The organism is Rhodoferax sp. LB1P47, from assembly GCF_056521445.1.
On sequence record NZ_JBWMAU010000002.1, the window covers coordinates 116,375 to 133,926 of the forward strand.

Genomic DNA, 17,552 nt, shown 5'->3' on the forward strand with positions numbered 1-17,552 from the left:
ATCGCATGCACCGCCGCCACCTGCTCCAGTCTCTCGCTGCCCTGCCCTTGCTCAACGCCGGGCAGCTGTTCGCCGCGCCCGCCGCCCAGTCCCGGCTGCTGTTCGTCTTTCTGCGCGGAGCCTACGACGCGGCGAATCTGCTCGTGCCCACCTCCAGCGACTTCTATTACGCGTCCCGCCCCGACATTGCCGTACCCCGCCCGGGGGCAGACCTGAACACGGCCATCGCCTTGAACACCGACTGGGGCCTGCACCCGGCGCTGCGCGACACGATCTACCCGCTGTGGCAAAAGGGCGAGGCCAGCTTCATCCCGTTTGCAGGCACCGATGATGTGTCGCGCAGCCACTTCGAGACGCAGGACAGCATCGAGCTCGGCCAGCCGCTGACGGGCCCCAAAAACTACCGCTCCGGCTTCATGAACCGCCTGGCCTCGGTGGTGAATGGTGCCGAGCCCATGGCATTCACCGACAGCCTGCCGCTGGTGATGCAGGGCAGCGTGCAAGTGCCCAACACGGCCCTCAAATCCATCGCCAAACCGGCGGTAGACCCGCGCCAAACGGCCATCATCGCCGCCATGTACCAGGGCAGCGCGCTGGCGGGCCGGGTCAATGAGGGCTTTGCGGTGCGCGACGAAGTGGCCCGCGAACTCAGCACCGAGATGGTGGCCGCCAGCCGGGGGGCGATCAACGCCAAGGGCTTCGAGCTGGAAGCACAGCGCATCGCACGCCTGATGAAAGAACGCTACAACCTGGGCTTTGTGGACGTGGGCGGCTGGGACACCCACGTCAACCAGGGCGGTGCCAGCGGCTATTTGGCATCCCGCCTGGAAGAGCTGGGCCGGGGCCTGGCCAGCTTTGCACAAGAGATGGGGCCCGCCGCTTGGCGCAACACCACGGTGGTGGTGGCCAGCGAGTTTGGCCGCACCTTTAGGCAGAACGGCAACCGGGGCACCGACCACGGCCACGGCTCGGTCTACTGGGTACTGGGCGGCGGCCTGCGCAGCGCGAAAATTGCAGGCGAACAGGTGCGCGTGGAGCAAGCCAGCCTGTTCCAGAACCGCGACTACCCGGTGCTCAACGAATACCGCGCCGTGCTGGCCGGGCTGTTTGGACGGCAGTTTGGGCTGAATGGCAAGCAGCTGGAGCAGGTGTTTACCGGGGTGGCTCCTCGGGACCTCGGCCTGGTGTAAGCCGCACGAGCTCGGGCCACAGCCGCAAGCCCAGGGCTGCCAGCAAGATCAATACCGGCACTGCATACGCCCCCGACTGCGGCAGCCGCTTGCCAAACGTCACCATGAAACTCACCCACAAAAAGTACACGCCGCCCACATGCAACCAGCGCCAGGCGCGCGGCCCCAGCCAGGCGGCGCTGCGGTCAAACGAGGTGGCGGCCATAGCCACGATAAAGGCGTAGCCGATGTAGCCCGGCACCGGGTTGCTCTGCACCAGATGGACCTGGAAAGACAAGGGGTCGAGCAGCGCATAACCCGCAATCGCACCCGCGTGGATGGCATGCGACACCGCCATCGCCAGCCCCAGTTGCCTGCGCTGTTGGCACAGCCACTGCGACCAGGCACCCGGCCACAGCCGCGCCTGGGCCGACGCGGTAAACGCCAGCACAAACAGCAGCAAGGAGGTGCGCGCCGTGGCGCGGATCAGCTGGCGCATGCCGGACGCATCGGGCATCGCGGCCAGAATCAGCGCCGCCATGGCCAGCAGCGCCAACGACAGCCCGGCCAGCAAGGTCCAGCGCGGGCCAGTGGCCGCAGTTCGGCTGGCAGAGATTCCCACCAGCGGGGAGAGAGGTTTGGTCATATCGGTCCTTTGTTTTCTGCACCGTGCAGAGCTGGCCGCAGACTAAGGGCTTGGGTGCACGCCGTCGAACCGCGTTACAAGGTGCTCACATTATTGCGATGGTCTATATTGGCTTCTGGTCATATGATGAAAAACGCTCACATATTGGACACGCCCATGCCCACGCCCCGCGCCTACCACCATGGCAACCTGCGCCAGACCCTGCTAAACGCGGCCGTACAACTGACCGAAGAGGTGGGCACCGAGCACCTCAGCCTGCGCGAAGTGGCCCGCCGCGTGGGCGTAGCGCCAAGCGCGCCGTACCGGCATTTCGCATCGCGCAAAGCCTTGCTGACAGCGGTGGCCGAAGAGGCCACCGAGCGCTTGCGCATCGGCATGGCCACCGGCGTGGCCGCCCACCGTCAGCACGGCCTTGAGCAACTGCAGGCGCTGGGCGAGGCCTATCTGGGATGGGCCGAGCAGCACCCCATGCACTTTCGGGTGGTGTCGGCGCGCGACCAGATCGACTACGCCGCCGCCAGCGGCATGGCGCAGCGCAACCAGGAGCTGCGCGACATGACGGTGCAAGCAGTTCAGCTGGCCCAGCAGCAAGGCGCGGCCCAGTCCGTCGACCCGCAAACCCTGGCCGTGCTGGCCCGGGCCACCGTCTACGGCCTGGCCCGCATGCAGACCGACGGGCATTTCGCACAATGGGGCCTGGACTCGGCTACCGGCTGGCAGAGTGCGCACAAGTTGCTTGGGGTGTTTATTGGCTTGCTGAGCCAGGCGACTCAGAAGGCTTAAGAAGGTGTCGCATACCAACTACTTTGTGGTGCCGTATTGAAAGCAAGCATTTGCTGAATGCCTAGCCTTGTGTCCTATACAACCGGGAGACGGGGATGGGAAAACAGCTTGTGCTGGGCGTGGTGGCCGCCATATTTGCCGCATTTGCATGGTCGCTGGGCTTTATTGCCCCCTACGTGATCGGCCCCTATTCCATCTACGACCTGGCGGTGTGCCGGTTTTTGATCTCGGGCGTATTTGCGCTGGGCATCTTGCTGGCCGCGCCCCGCCAACTGCGTGGGCTGAGCGCAATGGACTGGCTGGTGGCGGCCTGGCTGGGCCTGATTGGCTACGTGGGGTATTTTTTGACCATTGCCGCCGCCGTAATTTACGCCGGACCGGTGATCCCCCCGGCCTTTGTGGCCACGGTGCCGGTGGTGCTGGCCATTATTGGCAATTTCGGACCCGACCGCATCTCCTGGCGCAGCCTGGCACCGCCCTTGGCCCTGGCCCTGGTCGGGCTGCTGCTGGTCAACGCCGAAGGATTCACCCGCCACACCAACACCCCCCTGAACCACACGCTGCTCGGGATCGGCTTCTCCATCGCCGCAGTCGCACTGTGGACACTGTTTGGCATCAGCAACCAGGCGGCGCTGCGCAAACGGCCCCACATGGGCGCGCTGACCTGGACCGGCCTGATGATGCTGGGCGGCACCTTCGAGGTGGTGGCCTTTATCCCGCTGGGCCTGTCGCTGGATTTGTTCCACGTGCCGCGTATCGGCCTGGCGTGGGCCACCGCTGCCCCCTTGCTCATGTCGGCTCTGGCACTGGCCATACTGGGGTCGATTGGTGCGTCCTGGGCCTGGTCCATCGCCACCCGGCGCTTGCCGATAGGCCTAGCTGGGCAACTCATCGTGACGGAAACCATCTTCGCCACCACCTTCGGCCTCATCGCCCGGCAGCGCTGGCCCAGCGTGTCCGAGGCCGGCGGTATCGCACTGCTGCTGCTGGGGGTGATTGCGGCGGTGGGATCGTTCCACCGGGCGCAGCAGCCTGCGCGCAAGCTGGGTAGCCCACAGCCTGCCGCCTGAACCTCAGCGCGGCCTGTCCAGCTGCGTCACCGACGGCTTTGCGGTGCGCGACAAAGTGGCTCACGAAAAGTGGCGGGTGAACAGGTGCGTGTGGAGCACGTTCAAAGCGTATGGCCTTGCAGCAGACCGCGTTGGGCCAGGTTGCTGATGAAGGCGCGCAAGCCAAAGCGCCAGGGGGCCGCCGTCTCGCTGTGCGTTACGCGGTTGTGCAGGCCGCCCAGCCAGGCGCTGCGGATGGTGACCACATCGCCCAGTTTGTGGGTGAAGCCGCCACCGGGCTGGTCGCGGTCTTCGATGGGGGCGAACAGCGTGCCTAAAAACAGCATGAAACCGTCAGGGTACTGGTGGGCCGACAGGGTTTGCGCCACCAGGTCCACCGGGTCGCGGCTGATGCTGGCCATGGTGTTGATGCCGCGCAGCTGGTAGCCGTCGGCCCCGGCCACATGCAGGTGTACCGTCTCGTTACGCACCGCATCCAGCCCAAAGCCCGCGTCGAACAGGCGGATGAACGGGCCGATGGCGCAGGAGGCGTTGTTGTCCTTGGCCTTGCCCAGCAACAGGGCGCTGCGGCCCTCGATGTCGCGCAGATTCACGTCGTTGCCCAGGCTGGCGCCCACGATGTTGCCCCGGCTGTTGACGGCCAGCACCACCTCGGGTTCGGGGTTGTTCCAGGCCGAATCGGCGCGGATCCCGATGTCTTCACCGCAGCCCACCGAGGCCAGTACCGGTGCCTTGGTAAACACCTCGGCATCCGGGCCAATGCCCACCTCCAGGTACTGCGACCAGAGGCCTTTTTCTTGCAGCAGGGTTTTGAGCGCCATCGCCTGCGGTGAGCCGGGGCGCATGTCGGCCAGGCTGGCCCCTATCAACCCGGTGACCTGGCTGCGCAGGCTCTGGGCACGGCTGGCATCGCCCCGGGCCTGCTCCTCGATCACGCGCTCGATCAGGCTGGCGGCGAAGGTCACGCCTGCCGCCTTGACCACCTGCAGGTCGCACGGGGCCAGCAGATAGGGCTGGGTGGTGTCACGGCTGCCGGGCAGGCTGTTGGCCAGCAGGGCATCTACGCTGCACAGGCGCTGGCCGGGGACTTTGCGCACGGCCTCGGCAGGCTGGGCGGTATCAAGCAAGGTGCTCATCGTGGGGTAGTGCGCGCTCAGGTCGAAAACGCCCTCGGGCCGCAGGGCCACCACGGCCGGGCCGGGCAGCACGCCAGGCAGCCAGACGCGGCCCACCAGGGTGCCGGCCAGGCCGTCGTGGGGAAGGATGTTGGGGGCTTCGCTCATGCAAATCTTTCAGTGGTTGTGACGGGGGGTGTTTTCAGAAATGCGCCGGTAGTCCAGCGCAAAGTCCATCGTGGCGCCGTCTACCAGTTGGCCGGTTTTCTCGCGGTACAGCGCTTCCCAGGGGGAGTGGCTGGGCGGGATCGGCGGGGCGGGTAGCTCGCGGCGACGGCGGGCGATTTCTTCTGGCGGCACCAGCGCATTGCAGCTTCCCGCGTTCAGGTCGATGCGGACCGTATCGCCACTCAGCAGCCAGCTCAGGCCGCCGCCTACCGCGCTCTCGGGCGAGGCGTTGAGGATCGACGGGCTGTCGGCCGTGCCCGACTGGCGGCCATCGCCCAGGGTCGGCAGGGTCAGGGTGCCGCGCTGGATCAGCGCATCGGGTGGCTGCATGTTGACCACCTCGGCCGAGCCCGGCCAGCCGATCGGCCCTGCGCCGCGCATCACCAGAATGCAGCCTTCGTCGATGTTCAGCGTGGGATCGTTGATGCGGGCGTGGTAGTCGTCGGCCCCTTCAAACACCACGGCGCGGGCCTCAAAAATGCCCTCAGCGCCCGGGCTGCTCAGGTAGCGTGCGCGAAAGGCGGGCGAGATGACCGAGGTCTTCATGATGCCAAAGTCGAACAGGTTGCCGCTCAGCACCAAAAAGCCCGCCTTCTCCATCAGCGGCGCGGCAAACGGGTAGATCACCTCGCGGTCGTTGGTTTCGCGATTTTCCAGGTTGGCGGCGATGGCTTTGCCGGTGACGCTTAAACAGTCGCCATGCAGGCGGCCCGCCTGTTGCAGCTCCCACATCAGCGCGGGCACGCCCCCGGCGCGGAAGAAGCGCTCGCCCAAAAATTTACCGGCGGGTTGCATGTTCAGCAGCAGGGGCAGGTCGTAGGCGTGGGTGGTCCAGTCTTGCGGGTGCAGTTCCACCCCGGCGTGGCGGGCCATCGCCATGATGTGGACCTGCGCGTTGCTGGAGCCGCCCGCACAACTGACCACCGACAAGGCGTTCAAAAAGCTCTCGCGCGTCAGGATGCGCGAGGGGCGCAGATCCTCATAGGCCATCTCCACGATGCGCCGCCCTGTCGCATAGGCCATCTGCCCGCGCTCCCGGTACGGGGCCGGAATGGCGGCGCAGCCGGGCAGCGACAAGCCCAGCGCCTCGGCCACCGCATTCATGGTGGAGGCCGTGCCCATAGTGTTGCAGTGGCCCGCCGACGGGGCGCTGCTACAGGCGCGCTGCAAAAATTCTTCCTCATTAATCTCGCCTGCGGCCAGCTGGCGGCGGCTGCGCCAGATCACCGTGCCCGAGCCCACCAGCTCGCCGTTGTGCCAGCCGTCCAGCATCGGCCCGCCCGACAGCACGATGGCCGGAATGTCCACGGTGCTGGCGGCCATGATGCCCGCAGGCGTGGTTTTGTCGCAGCCGGTGGTCAGCACCACGGCATCGATGGGGTAGCCGTACAAAATTTCCACCAGCCCCAGGTAGGCCAGGTTGCGGTCCAGCGCGGCGGTGGGGCGGCGGCAGTTCTCAAAGATGGGGTGCACCGGAAACTCCATCGGGATGCCGCCCGCATCGCGGATGCCCTCACGCACGCGCCGCGCCAGGTCTACGTGGATGCGGTTGCACGGCGACAGGTCGCTGCCGGTCTGCGCAATGCCGATGATGGGGCGGCCCGAGCGCAGCTCTTCGGGCGTGAGCCCGTAGTTCATAAAGCGCTCTAAATACAGCGCAGTCATGTCCGAGCGCTGCGGGTCGGCAAACCACTCGCGGGAGCGAAACGGGCGGACAGGTGTTTTTTCCATAGTGGGGGGATTTAAAAGTGGAAGGGGGGAGGCCCCCACCCCAACCCTCCCCCGGAGGGGGAGGGAGTAAGTCAAGGTCCCCGTTTTGCTCCCTCCCCCCACGGGGGAGGGTTGGGGTGGGGGCGGGCCATCGTTAACGGTGCGTATTTATTTCCGCAGCTTGGCCAGTTCAGCCGCCAGCTCGCTGCTGGTGTCCTCGCCAAATTCCTTGCTGAATTTGGCCAGCACGGGCTGCAGCTTGGTGCGCATTTTGGCCTGCTCGGCGGGCGCAAGTTCGGTGATCTGCATGCCTACTTTTTTCAGCTCGCCCAAGGCTTTGTCGCTGAATGCGCGGATGGTTTTGCGCTCATATAGCGTGGCTTCGCGGGCGGCGTCAGTCACGATGCCTTGCTCTTGGGGCGACAGTCCGTCCCAGGCTTTTTTGGACATCAGCAGCACCCAGGCGCTGTACATGTGGCGCGACAGCACCAGGTGCTTTTGCACCTCAAAGAACTTGCTGGCCAAAATGGTGGCGGGCGGGTTCTCCTGACCATCTACCGCACCACTTTCCATGGCCGAGTACAGCTCGGTAAACGGCATGGGCGTGGCGTTGGCCCCCAGGGCGCTGAAGGTGTCCAGGAACAGCTGGTTCTGGATCACCCGCAGCTTCAGCCCGGCGATGTCGTCGGCCTTGGTGATGGGGCGGCGCGAGTTGGTCACGTGGCGAAAGCCGTTTTCCCAGTAGCCCAGGCCGACCAGGCCTTTTTCGGGCAGTTTGGCCAGCAGCTTTTGGCCTAAGGGGCCGTCCAGCACCGCATCGGCCTCTTGTTCGTTGTTGAAGGTCAGCGGCAGGTTGAGTACGCCAAAGGGTTTGATCAGCGACACCAGGGTCGAGCTGTCGGGTACGGTCATCTCCAGCGTGCCTCCGCGCAGCGCCGAGGTCATGCTCACGTCGTTGCCCAGCGAGCCGCTGGCAAACAGCTTGGCGCTCATTTTTCCGCCGCTTTTGGCCATGAGCTGTTCGCCAAAATATTTGACGGCCAGGGCCTGGGGGTGGTCGTCGCTCAGGCCGATACCCACCTTGAACGCATGTTCTTTGATCTGCGCGGCCACGGGGGTGCTCAGGGCGGCCAAGGCGGTGCATACCGTGGCGGCTACGGCGAGGTGTGTGAACTTCATTTTTTTGTCTCCAATGGAATGGCTGGGGTGCGATGGAAGAACCCATAGTCACCACGCTACCCTTTGGCGGGCAGTCGTGGCACAGGGCGGAGGTTAGGCCCGGCAGCGGTTAGAGTCCACTGAATTTTTTGCCCTTATCCATTCCAAACGCTTATGAGTAAAGAGCCCTTTTCTGGTAAACCCTTGTCCGTAGCGCAAGCCTGCGGGCGGCTGCGGTTTCGGCATTTGCAGTTTCTGGACATCCTGGGCCAGACCCGCAACCTGCGCCTCACCGGCGAGCAGATGCACATCACCCAACCGGCGGCCACCAAGATATTGGTGGACATTGAAGACATCTTCCAGGCCCGCCTGTTCGACCGCCTGCCGCGCGGCATGCGGCCCAACGAGCTGGGGCTGTTCACCCTGCGCTATGCCGACACCGCACTGGCCGGGCACCGCAAGTTTGTGGACGGCTTCAACGCCCTCCAACAAGGCGGCCACGGCCACCTGGCGATTGGGGCCATCAGCGGATCGGCCGCGCACCTGCTGGTGGCCTCGGTGGCCGAAATCCAGCGCCTGCGCCCGCTGTTGGTGCTCAAAATTCTGGAGCAAAGCAGCGACCAGCTGATCGTGTGGCTAGCCGAACGCAAGATCGACCTGATGATTGGCCGCTTTACCGACCCGGCGCAGCGAGCCCAGTTCGCCTACACCCGCCTGTCCAGCGAGGCGCTACAGGTGGTGGCCGGGGTGGACCACCCTCTGCGTGGCGTGGCCGACCCGGGCCTGGCCGCGCTGACCCATTGGCCGTGGATTTTGTACCCGCCGTCCACCGCCCTGCGCAAGGTGTCGGACGACATCTTTGCCAGCACCGGCCTGACCCCCACCTCGGGCGTGGTCGAAACCCCGTCGTTCCTATTCGCCCTGGAGCTGCTGCAAACCACCCCCATGCTGTCCCTGCAACCCGCCGCCTTGGTGGATAAATACGTGCAAAAAGGCCTGCTGGCCCGTATCCCCATCGACCTGCCAGGCGGCATGCCCGACTACGGCCTGATCACCCGTTTGGGCGAGCCACTACCCCCCGCTGCGCAGGCCTTCATGGACGTATTGCGGGGGGTGGCGGACAAGCTTGCCGAAACCACCGCCGCCTAAAACCGTACGCAGCAGCTTTACCAAGGCGCATGGCTGTCCGCCTACACTGGTGCGTTGTATCTGGCGGAATGCCTGCCAGCCCGACTCCATTGCTACCGGAAGCCCTATGACCTTGATTAAATGCACCCCTCTCGTGCTGGTACTGGCCGCATCGGCCGCATTTTTTGCACCCCTGGTATCGGCCCAGACGCTGGCACCAGCAGCCCCTACCGCCAGTGCCAACCCAGAGCAACTCGCCAAACAAGCCGAAGGCCAGCTCGCCGCCGCCGGTTGGTTGTCCATGCTGGACCGGGGCAACTGGGGTGGGGCCTACGAGGCCAGCAGCCAATTGTTTCGCAACATGGTGCCGATTGGCGCGTGGATGGACAGCATCCCCGGCGTGCGTGCACCGTTTGGCGCATTTGAGAGCCGCACCGCCTCCACCGTAGCCTACAAGACCACCCTGGCCGGTCGGCCTGCCGGTGAATACGTCACCGCCGTTTTTGACACCCAGTTTTCGGACAAAAAAGACGTGGAAGAAGTGGTGACCACCGTACGCGAAGCCGATGGCCAGTGGCGCGTCATCGGCTACCAACCCAAATAGGCTTGGCACACCCCCAGGCTCCAGCGCAAGCGCTTTCCGCCCACCCCCTTGCAGGGGGCAACAGCAGCAGTCTGGCGGAGCCAGTCCTGCGCTGTTCACGAGGGGGCATCGCTGCGCTTGCCCTAGAAATGCACAGCCTGGGGATGAGCCAAATTTAATGTCCGTGGGCCAAGCGGCTCACCAACATGACCAAGCCCATACCCACCAGTAGCCAGGTAATCTGCGCAGCGGTGGCGCGGGCGCTGAGGCGGGTTTGTAGCTGCGGAATCAGATCGGCCAGCGCCACGTAGATGAAGCTACTGCTGGCCACCACCAGAAAGTACGGCAGCCAGTCGTGCAGCAAATCTACCAGCCCATAGCCCACCATGCCGCCCAGCGCGGTCACCGCGCCAGCCAGTGACACTTTGAGCAGGGCCACCCGGCGGTTGCTGGAGCTGCCGCGCAGCACCACCAGATCGCCCATGTGGTGTGGCACCTCATGCACCAACACCGCCAGCGCCGCCACAAAGCCCAATTTAAGATCGGCCATGAAAGCCGAGGCAATCAGAATACCGTCGCCAAATGCATGCACGCTGTCGCCGGTCAGCACCGCCCAGCCACCGGTGCGGGCAGGGGTATGTGCGTGGTCGTGGTGGCTGTGGCTATGTCCAGACGCAGCCTGGGGCCCGTGGTGGTGCTCATGCCCGTGGTGCCACAACTCGGCCTTGTCGAGCAAAAAGAAGAACACCAGACCCACCAGCAGCGTGCCAAACAGCTCTTGCGCGCTGGACTGGCTCTCAAACGCTTCGGGCAGCAAATGCATAAACGCCGTGGCCAGCAGCGCCCCCGCCGCCAGGCTCAGCATGTGCTGGGTGTAGCGGGCCAGCACCCCAAAACTCAACACCGCCGCCACCCACACGCTGCCGATACCGGCACACAGGGTGGCAACCAAAATTGCTACCAAAATCATAGCTGTATATGCACGCAGAATATGCGCAGAGGGGTTAAAAGGAAATTTCGTCACTGCACATACCCCTCGTGCAGACAGAACGTGCGCCTTCCAGAAACACCGCAGAACTGGCTCCGCCAGGCTGCTGGTGTTGCCCCCTGCAAGGGGGGTGGCGAAAGAAGCGAAGCTCTGTAGCCTGGGGGTGTGCCTAATTACATACCCAAGGATTTCAGGAAATCGTCGGTATCGCTGTTGCTGGCATGCACCGGGCCGGGGACGGCCAGCTCGTTGCTGTGTACCTGGTCCATCAGAGCGGTCGGGTCGGGGCGGTCTTGCACTTCAAAATCCACCATCTTGATGAACTGGATGTTGTCCACCGCCAGCTCCAGGTAAAAAATATTGTTTTTGCCGGTGTAGAAGGTCACCCGGCGGGCCTCGGGTTTGTCGAGATTGGCATCCACGCTCATGATCACCTGCTTGTTCAGCACCAGCATCTTGGGCTGGTTCTGGGTGATCTGGGTTTGCAGTTCGCGCTGCACCTTGCCGGTGAAATCGCCCACCACCTGGTTCATCAGCTCGCCCATCACGTTGCTCACTTCGTCCGAGGTGTAGCTGGTCACCAGCTCCTCTTTGGGCATGCCCATGTTGAGCAGATAGGTTTCATACAGCTCCATAGCCGCTTCGGCCGTGAAGTTGATGATCACCAGACCCGAAAAGCCGCCGTCAAACAGCACAAAACAGCCGATATCGGGCTTGAGGCAGGTTTTGCTGATGCGCTGCACCATACCGGAGTAATGGATATGGCTGTTGGTCGCCACGTTCAGCACCCGTGTCACCGAGTTGCACAGGCTCAACAGCAGATCTTCGGTGCCAAAAATGACGGGGGATTCTTGCATGCTCATGATTTTTAGGGTTCTGCTATGGGAAAACGAAAGAGTGCCAGAGCATAGGCGATGTAAGAACCTGCAAGCAAAAAAATACGGCCCCGTAACCAAAGTAGGCCATAGACCTCGCGGTCTGTCGGACTTACGCAGCGCCCTCTACAACGGGGGTGGGTTCTCCAGCAGGCGGCGCTCGTCGTCTTGCAAAGGCCGCAGCCCCAGCGGAATCCAGTTCGGCCGGCCCAGCACCCGCATCTTTTCAAAATACCGGTAGGCCCAGCCCGCCCAGTGCTGCCGCACCACCGGCCAGCCCAGCACACTGGGAAACAGTCCGGCAAAAAACGGATTGCGCCGCAGGCTGAAATACAGCTCCACCCGCACCGTCGGCTGCTGGCTCGGGGTGCGCCGGTGAAAGCCGCCCATGTCGGCCACCACCAGCGTGTTGGCCGCCACCCCGGCCACCGGCGGCACACGGTAGCCCAGGCCCTCCAAGCCAGCCGCATCGATGCGAAACGAGCCGTTGGCATGCATCGCATTGGTATCCAGGTGGGCGCACAGGCTTTGCTGGTACTCCCAATCCCAATGGGCGGGCGTGGGCCGGTGCGAGCCGGGCACAAACGCAAACGGCCCCTGGTCAGCCGCCACCGCATGCAAAAAGAACCAGGCTTTGCCCGCCGTGTGGAAGGTGTCGCGGTGCCAGTCGGTCTGCGGGTCGTGCCCGGCCTGCACGCCGTCGCTGCGGATGATCTGCACCCCCACAATCGGCGTGCCGGGGTAGCCCGCCGCATAGCGCAAGCCGCGCAGCAGCGCGCGGTCGGCGATCAAGCGGCCCAGCGCCGGAAACTGCTTGTCGCAGGTGGCCGCGTCCAGATTGATGCGCAAGGTGCGGGCGGGCGGCTGGCTCATTTCCAACGTGGGCCAGGCCACCGAAGCAATCTCGCGCTGCACCGCCTGCAGTGCCTGGGGCGGCAAAAAGTTCGGTTGCACCCATAGCCCCTGCTGGTCCAGCTGCTGACGCACCGCCGACGGCAGTCCCCAGCCCAACACCCCCCGCCGCAGCGCCGCCAGCCCCGCCGCCACCCGCTTGCGTGCCACATGCAGCCCCCACTGGTTCAGCCGGGGGTGGCCTACCCAGCGGTCGCACTTGAAACTTTTGGCTCCGGTGAAGAGGGTAAACATGGGTGGATGGTGGGCAGGTGGAGGAACGCGAGTGTAGGCGGCGGGTTGGACAGGTTGAGCGCAAACCCAAAAGCTGCATTTTCGGGAGCCAGCCGCCTTTACCTATAAATAATGCACCGCCAGCCCCCCCGCCAGCGCCGCCTGCCCCACCGGCACCAAATGCTGGTGGTGGGTAAACAGCAGCACCTGCCCGCCCTCGGCAAAGCGGGCCAGGGCCTGGAAGATGTAGCTGGCGCGGGTGTCGTCGCTGGTCATCAGCACGTCGTCCAGCACCAACGGCATGGTAGGGCCGCCCCCGTTTCCGTTTCCGCGTTGCAGTTCCAGCGCGGCCAGGCGCAGGGCCAAATACAGCTGGTCGGCGGTGCCTTCGCTCATGGCCTCGATGCCGATCAGGCGGCCGTCCAGACCTTCGGCTTGCAGCACCGGGCGCTCGGCAGAGGCATCTACCACCAGCTTGGGGTAACGGCCTCCGGTGATCAGGCCAAAGTATTCGGAGGCCAGCCGCACCATCGGGGCCTGGGCGCGTTCGCGGAAGCGCTTCAACGCCTCTTGCAGCAGGCTCTCGGCCAGGCGCAACTGCATCCAGGGCTGCACGGCGGCGCGCAGGCGGGCCACGGCGGATTCCATCTGTTCGCGGGCCTCGGCGGCAGCGGCGGAGGTGTCGATGGCGGCCAGCGCGTGCTGGGCCGCCTGCAAGGCGGCACTGGCGCTGGCGACATCGGCTTCCAGTTGCGTGGCCTGGCTTTCCAGGGCGGCGCGTTCTGCGTCCATATCTAGCGCATCGCGCCCGGCAAGCTCGGCGTGCAGATCGGCCAGCGGGCGGACGGTGGCTTGGCGCAGTTGGGCATCCAGTGCGTGCAGCTGGTCTTGCAGGGCACGCTGGGCAGTGGAGCGGTCTTCGGCCTCGGGCAATGCCTGCGGGGCATCCACTCCGGCCGTAGTACACAGGGCTTGCAGGCTGGTGTCGCTGGCCGTCATGCGCTGCTGGGCAATGGCGGATTGCTGTTGGGCGGCAGCCAAGCGGCGTGCCACCTCGCTGGCTTGCAGGGCATGGGCTTGTGCGCTGGTGAGGCGGGCGCTGAGGCGGTCGGCGAAGTCGTCGATCTGCTGCACCGGCTCGCCCAGCACGTCGGCCAGCGCCTGGGCCTGGGCTTGCACGTCATCGGCACGGGCCTGGTGCTGGGCGATGGCCTCGGCGCGGCGAGCGTGGGCGGTGTGGGCGGATTCCAGCGCGGCCAGTTCGGCCAGCCGGGCCTTGATGGCTGCGGGGCTGCTGGCGGTGGCTAGGAACAGGCGGGTGGTCCAGGCGGTTTGTGCCGTGTGCGCGGCATCCAGGCTGATTTTTTGCGCGGCGATGTGGCGCTCCAGCGTGGCGCGTTCGGCCTGTTGGGCGCTGCGCTGGGTGGCTTGGGCGCGGGTTTGGGCGGCGGCATCCTGGGCGCTGCGCAGCCAGGTGCTGGCCTGGGGCAGCAGGTGTGCGCCCACGGCCGGGCATCCGGCAGCGTGCAGGGCGTGCGCCAACGCCTCGGTGCGGGTCTGGATGGCGTGGGTGGCATCGGCCTGTTCGCGCTGGAGCTGGCCGTGGCGTTCGCACAGCTCTAGCGCCGTGGCGCGCAGGGCTTGCCATTCACGCAGGGCGGCGGGCGGGTGCGGGGGCAGGTGGGCGTCGGCCAGGGTCTGGAGCCAGTCGCGTTGCTGCTGCGCGGCGTGGGCTGTTGCATCCGTTAATTGCTGGGCGATGGCATGGCGGCGGGTGTCGGCCTCTGCGATGCGCAGCGCGCATTCGGCGGCCTGGGCGGCACGCGCGGCCCCTTCGCGCAGCAGGTCGGCCTGGCGGTCGGCCTCGGTTTGGGTGGGCTCGAAGGCGGCCAGGGTGGCGGGCGAAGCTGCGTCATGTCCATAAGAGGCTTTGACCTCCACCCAGCAGGCATCGCGCTGGTCGCGGGCGGTTTTGAGGCTTTGGGCGGTGACGATTTCGCCCACGGCGGCGAGTTGCTGCTGGCGCTGCTGCTGGGTGCTACGTTCGCGTTGCAGGTCGGCATCTTCCTTGCGCAGCGCCTCGGCGGTGGTGGCATGGTCGGTCTGGGCTTTTTCGGCCAGGGTGATGTCGGCCAGCAGCAGAGGGCGGGCGGCTTGCAGGGCGGCGGCAGTGGGCAGGCGCAGGTCGGCCAGGGCGCGCTGGAGGCGTTGCTCCACGGCATCGGTGTCGCGCTGCGCCTCGGTTTGGCGCTGGGGCGTGTCGTCCACGCCCAGGCCCAAGGCCAGGGCGTGCTGCAAGGCGGATTCGACGGCTGCCAGCAAGGCCGGGGGCACGGGTGTGGCATCTTCCGGGGTGTGGGCGAGCTGCGTATCCAGCTGCGCCAAGCGTTCTTGCTGCTGGGCCAGCGCCTGGGTGTGGCGGGCCAGGGAGTCCAGCAGTTCGTCCAGCGCCACGCGGTCGGCGGGGCCGGGCACGGCGGCCAGGATGGTTGCCAGACCTGCATCGGGGTGGATGCGGCGGGCCATCTCGGCCAGTGCCACTGCGCCCTGCCCGGCCTGGGTTTGGAGCTGTACCTGTTCACCGCGCTGCTGGCGAACGAGTGCGCAGGCTTGCACCACGCGTTCGATGGCGGGGGCGTGGGCCACCAAGGCGGGTTCCAGCAGCAGGGCGGACTGGGCCTGGGCGCAGACGGCTTGCTCGGCCTGGGCGGCATCCCACTGCTCGGTGGCGGTGTGCAGGCTGTGCTGGGCGGCCAAGCGGTGTTCGCGGGCCTCCGGGGGCAGTAAATTTATAGTGTTTTGTGCCTCTAGCGCATGTTGTACCTGCGCAAGCTGCTGCAATAAAGGTAGCACGGCGCGCAACTCGGTCAGGGTGTGGATGCGCCGGTGGGCGGCCTTGAGCTGGTCTTGCAGGGCGCTGCGCTGGTCGGTGGCGGTGTCTACCGCGCGCTGGCGGTCCTTCCATTCTGCTGGGCGGGTCAGGGCGGCTTTGAAGGCGGCTTTGTGCTCTTCAATCTGGCGCAAAGCTTCGGGAATGACGGCCTGGGTGGCACGCGGGCTGTAGTAGCTTTTGGCATCGTCTTGCAGGCTGGCCAGCTGGGCTTTGATGCCTTGCAGCCCGGCGCTGGCCTCGAACAGGGCGGCCCCGAGTTCGCCCTCGCCTTGCAGCAGTTGGCGCCCACCTTCGCGCAGGCGGGCGTGGTCCAGGCCAAAGCTGCGCTCGAAGGCGGCACGGTCCATGCCGCCGGTAAGGGCCTGGACCACCGCTGCACTGACCGGGGTGGCCAGCGGCTGGCCGGTGGCGGGGTCGGCAGCAGTGAGCGCGTCTTTGTTCTTTTTACGGCGGGCCACCGCTACCGGTTGGCCGTCGGCGTCTTCCAGCACGGCGGTGATCAATAGCTTGGGGCTGTCGTGCACAAAGTTGTCGGCGCTGCGCACGGGGATACCAAAGCGCAGGTCGGCCATCGCCCGCAACGCGGAGGATTTACCGGCCTCGTTAGGGCCAAACAGCAGATGCACGCGGGCGGCTGCATGGGGGGATGTGGCGGTGAAATCCAGCAACTTGTCGGTGAACGGGCCGAAGGCGGACAGGTAGAGTTTTTGCAGCTTCATGCAGCTCTTTCGGATACAGCCAGGCGGGCCAGCAGAGTGGATTCGGCATCCATCAGCAGGGCTTTCAAGGTGTCGGGGTCGGCCCAGTTGCCGTCGCCCTTGGCCTCGGCGGGCAGCTTGTGCAGCACGTCGCCACAGGCTCCGGCCGTCCATGCGGCCAGTGCAGCAGGGTCGGCGGCCAGGCTATCGACCAGGCGCAGCAGTTCGGCCACCGCGTCATCGCCCTGGGCCAAAGCGGCGCGATCCACGGGCGAGCTGAGTTGCAACTGCACCTGCTCGATCCACAGCTCGGCTCCGGCCACGTCTTGGGCGGCAGCGTGCACTGCGGCTTCCAGCGTGCCGGGCTGCTGGGCCTCGGTGGTGTGCAGCGTGGTGCGGCCGGTAAGCGTGATGCGCAGGGCGTGCAGGCGGTCGCCCTCCCCCACGGTGGCGTGTTCCAACGCGGTGGTGATGCTCTGGCTGGCCTGGGCCAAGTTATCCACGCCGTCCAGCGGCACGCTGAGCTGGTGCCAGCGCACTACGTCGAGCGGCACGAAACGGGCTTCCATGTGCCCGGCGCTGACGGTGACGAGTTCGCAGCCTTTGGCCCCGGTTTCATTGGCGTGGCGGCCTTGCAGGTTGCCGGGGAAAACAACACGGGGCGACTCGCAGACCACGGCGCGGGTGTGCACGTGGCCCAGCGCCCAGTAATCAAAACCCCGGGTTTTGAGCGTGGGGATGTCGGTGGGCGCGTAGGTGTCGTGGCCGCTGGCCCCAGTGAGGCTGGTGTGCAGCAGGCCGATGTTGAACTGGCCGGGCAGCGCATCCGGGTAATGCGGCACCAGGTCTTCAGGCACTTCGCGCTGGGGAAAGCTGCGGCCGTGGATGGCCACGCCCAGCGCGGGCAGGTGCACGGTCTCGGCGCTGCGGCTGGAGAACACCTTCACGTGCTCGGGCAGCGGCAGTTCGCGGGTGATGGTGCCCTGCGCGTCGTGGTTGCCCTGGACGATGAAAACGCGGATGTCGGCCCGGCCCAGTCGGACCATTTGGGCGCGGAAGAACAAACCGGTGTGGAAGTCGGGCCAGTCGCGGTCGTACAGGTCGCCGGCCAGCAGCACGAAGTGCACCTTCTCGGCCAAGGCCAGATCGACCAGGTTTTCCAAAGCGCGGCGGGTGGCGTTGCGCAGGCGCTCCACCGGGGCTCCGGCATAGCGGCTGAGGCCGCGCAGCGGGCTGTCGATGTGCAGGTCGGCGGCGTGGAGGAAGCGGAAAGTGCCGGGGGTGGCGGCCAAAGTGGCTACTACGTTATTCATAGCACCTAGTGTAGGTGGTATGTGCGGTAGAAGCCGTTTTTACTTATAAGCCGGGGAGCCCCCCACCCCG

The 17,552-nt window shown here is 65.7% G+C and carries 14 protein-coding genes; 5 read left to right on the plus strand and 9 right to left on the minus strand.

What is annotated here, in order from left to right:
- Positions 1-5 precede the first annotated feature (5 nt).
- Positions 6-1,190 (plus strand): DUF1501 domain-containing protein, encoded by a 1,185-nt coding sequence (locus AC0969_RS04450; protein WP_479622929.1) that lies wholly within the window; start codon positions 6-8, stop codon positions 1,188-1,190.
- On the opposite strand, the gene AC0969_RS04455 is transcribed toward AC0969_RS04450, so the two are convergent.
- Entirely contained in the window at positions 1,153-1,815 is a 663-nt protein-coding gene (locus AC0969_RS04455; RefSeq protein ID WP_479622930.1) for a hypothetical protein, read from the minus strand. The two genes, AC0969_RS04450 and AC0969_RS04455, sit on opposite strands and share 38 nt — an antisense overlap.
- Before the next feature lie 156 nt (positions 1,816-1,971).
- On the opposite strand from AC0969_RS04455, the gene AC0969_RS04460 reads away from it, so the two are divergent.
- Both AC0969_RS04460 and AC0969_RS04465 read left to right on the plus strand, forming a co-directional pair.
- Positions 1,972-2,598, plus strand: coding sequence for a TetR/AcrR family transcriptional regulator (locus AC0969_RS04460; RefSeq protein ID WP_479622931.1), 627 nt, complete (start codon positions 1,972-1,974; stop codon positions 2,596-2,598).
- 95 nt (positions 2,599-2,693) lie between these two features.
- The gene (locus AC0969_RS04465; protein WP_479622932.1) at positions 2,694-3,668 is read left to right on the plus strand and encodes a DMT family transporter; all 975 of its coding nucleotides are present in this window, start codon (positions 2,694-2,696) and stop codon (positions 3,666-3,668) included.
- A gap of 101 nt (positions 3,669-3,769) precedes the next feature.
- Here the strand turns inward: AC0969_RS04465 and AC0969_RS04470 are convergent, their stop codons facing one another.
- From AC0969_RS04470 to AC0969_RS04480, 3 genes are all read right to left on the minus strand, one after another.
- Positions 3,770-4,951 carry a fumarylacetoacetate hydrolase family protein gene (locus tag AC0969_RS04470; protein WP_479622933.1) on the minus strand — a complete coding sequence of 394 codons (1,182 nt, stop codon included), beginning with the start codon at positions 4,949-4,951 and terminating at the stop codon, positions 3,770-3,772.
- A gap of 9 nt (positions 4,952-4,960) precedes the next feature.
- Positions 4,961-6,742: an IlvD/Edd family dehydratase gene (locus tag AC0969_RS04475; protein WP_479622934.1), complete on the minus strand. Its 1,782-nt coding sequence runs from the start codon at positions 6,740-6,742 to the stop codon at positions 4,961-4,963.
- A 147-nt stretch (positions 6,743-6,889) separates the two neighbouring features.
- Positions 6,890-7,900: a TRAP transporter substrate-binding protein gene (locus AC0969_RS04480; protein WP_479622935.1), complete on the minus strand. Its 1,011-nt coding sequence runs from the start codon at positions 7,898-7,900 to the stop codon at positions 6,890-6,892.
- A gap of 153 nt (positions 7,901-8,053) precedes the next feature.
- On the opposite strand from AC0969_RS04480, the gene AC0969_RS04485 reads away from it, so the two are divergent.
- Positions 8,054-9,028 carry a LysR family transcriptional regulator gene (locus tag AC0969_RS04485; RefSeq protein WP_479622936.1) on the plus strand — a complete coding sequence of 325 codons (975 nt, stop codon included), beginning with the start codon at positions 8,054-8,056 and terminating at the stop codon, positions 9,026-9,028.
- A 106-nt stretch (positions 9,029-9,134) separates the two neighbouring features.
- Positions 9,135-9,611 (plus strand): DUF4019 domain-containing protein, encoded by a 477-nt coding sequence (locus AC0969_RS04490; protein WP_479622937.1) that lies wholly within the window; start codon positions 9,135-9,137, stop codon positions 9,609-9,611.
- Between the two features lie 154 nt (positions 9,612-9,765).
- Here the strand turns inward: AC0969_RS04490 and AC0969_RS04495 are convergent, their stop codons facing one another.
- From AC0969_RS04495 to AC0969_RS04515, 5 genes are all read right to left on the minus strand, one after another.
- The gene (locus AC0969_RS04495; protein ID WP_479622938.1) at positions 9,766-10,560 is read right to left on the minus strand and encodes a ZIP family metal transporter; all 795 of its coding nucleotides are present in this window, start codon (positions 10,558-10,560) and stop codon (positions 9,766-9,768) included.
- 191 nt (positions 10,561-10,751) lie between these two features.
- Positions 10,752-11,441 (minus strand): DUF3334 family protein, encoded by a 690-nt coding sequence (locus AC0969_RS04500; protein WP_479622939.1) that lies wholly within the window; start codon positions 11,439-11,441, stop codon positions 10,752-10,754.
- A gap of 138 nt (positions 11,442-11,579) precedes the next feature.
- On the minus strand, positions 11,580-12,599 hold the full coding sequence (locus AC0969_RS04505; RefSeq protein WP_479622940.1) for a phytanoyl-CoA dioxygenase family protein: 1,020 nt from the start codon (positions 12,597-12,599) through the stop codon (positions 11,580-11,582).
- A 102-nt stretch (positions 12,600-12,701) separates the two neighbouring features.
- Positions 12,702-16,190 (minus strand): AAA family ATPase, encoded by a 3,489-nt coding sequence (locus AC0969_RS04510; protein ID WP_479622941.1) that lies wholly within the window; start codon positions 16,188-16,190, stop codon positions 12,702-12,704.
- Complete coding sequence (locus AC0969_RS04515; protein WP_479622942.1) at positions 16,187-17,482, minus strand: metallophosphoesterase family protein; 1,296 nt, start codon at positions 17,480-17,482, stop codon at positions 16,187-16,189. Before AC0969_RS04515 ends, AC0969_RS04510 begins: the two co-directional genes overlap by 4 nt.
- Positions 17,483-17,552 lie beyond the last annotated feature (70 nt).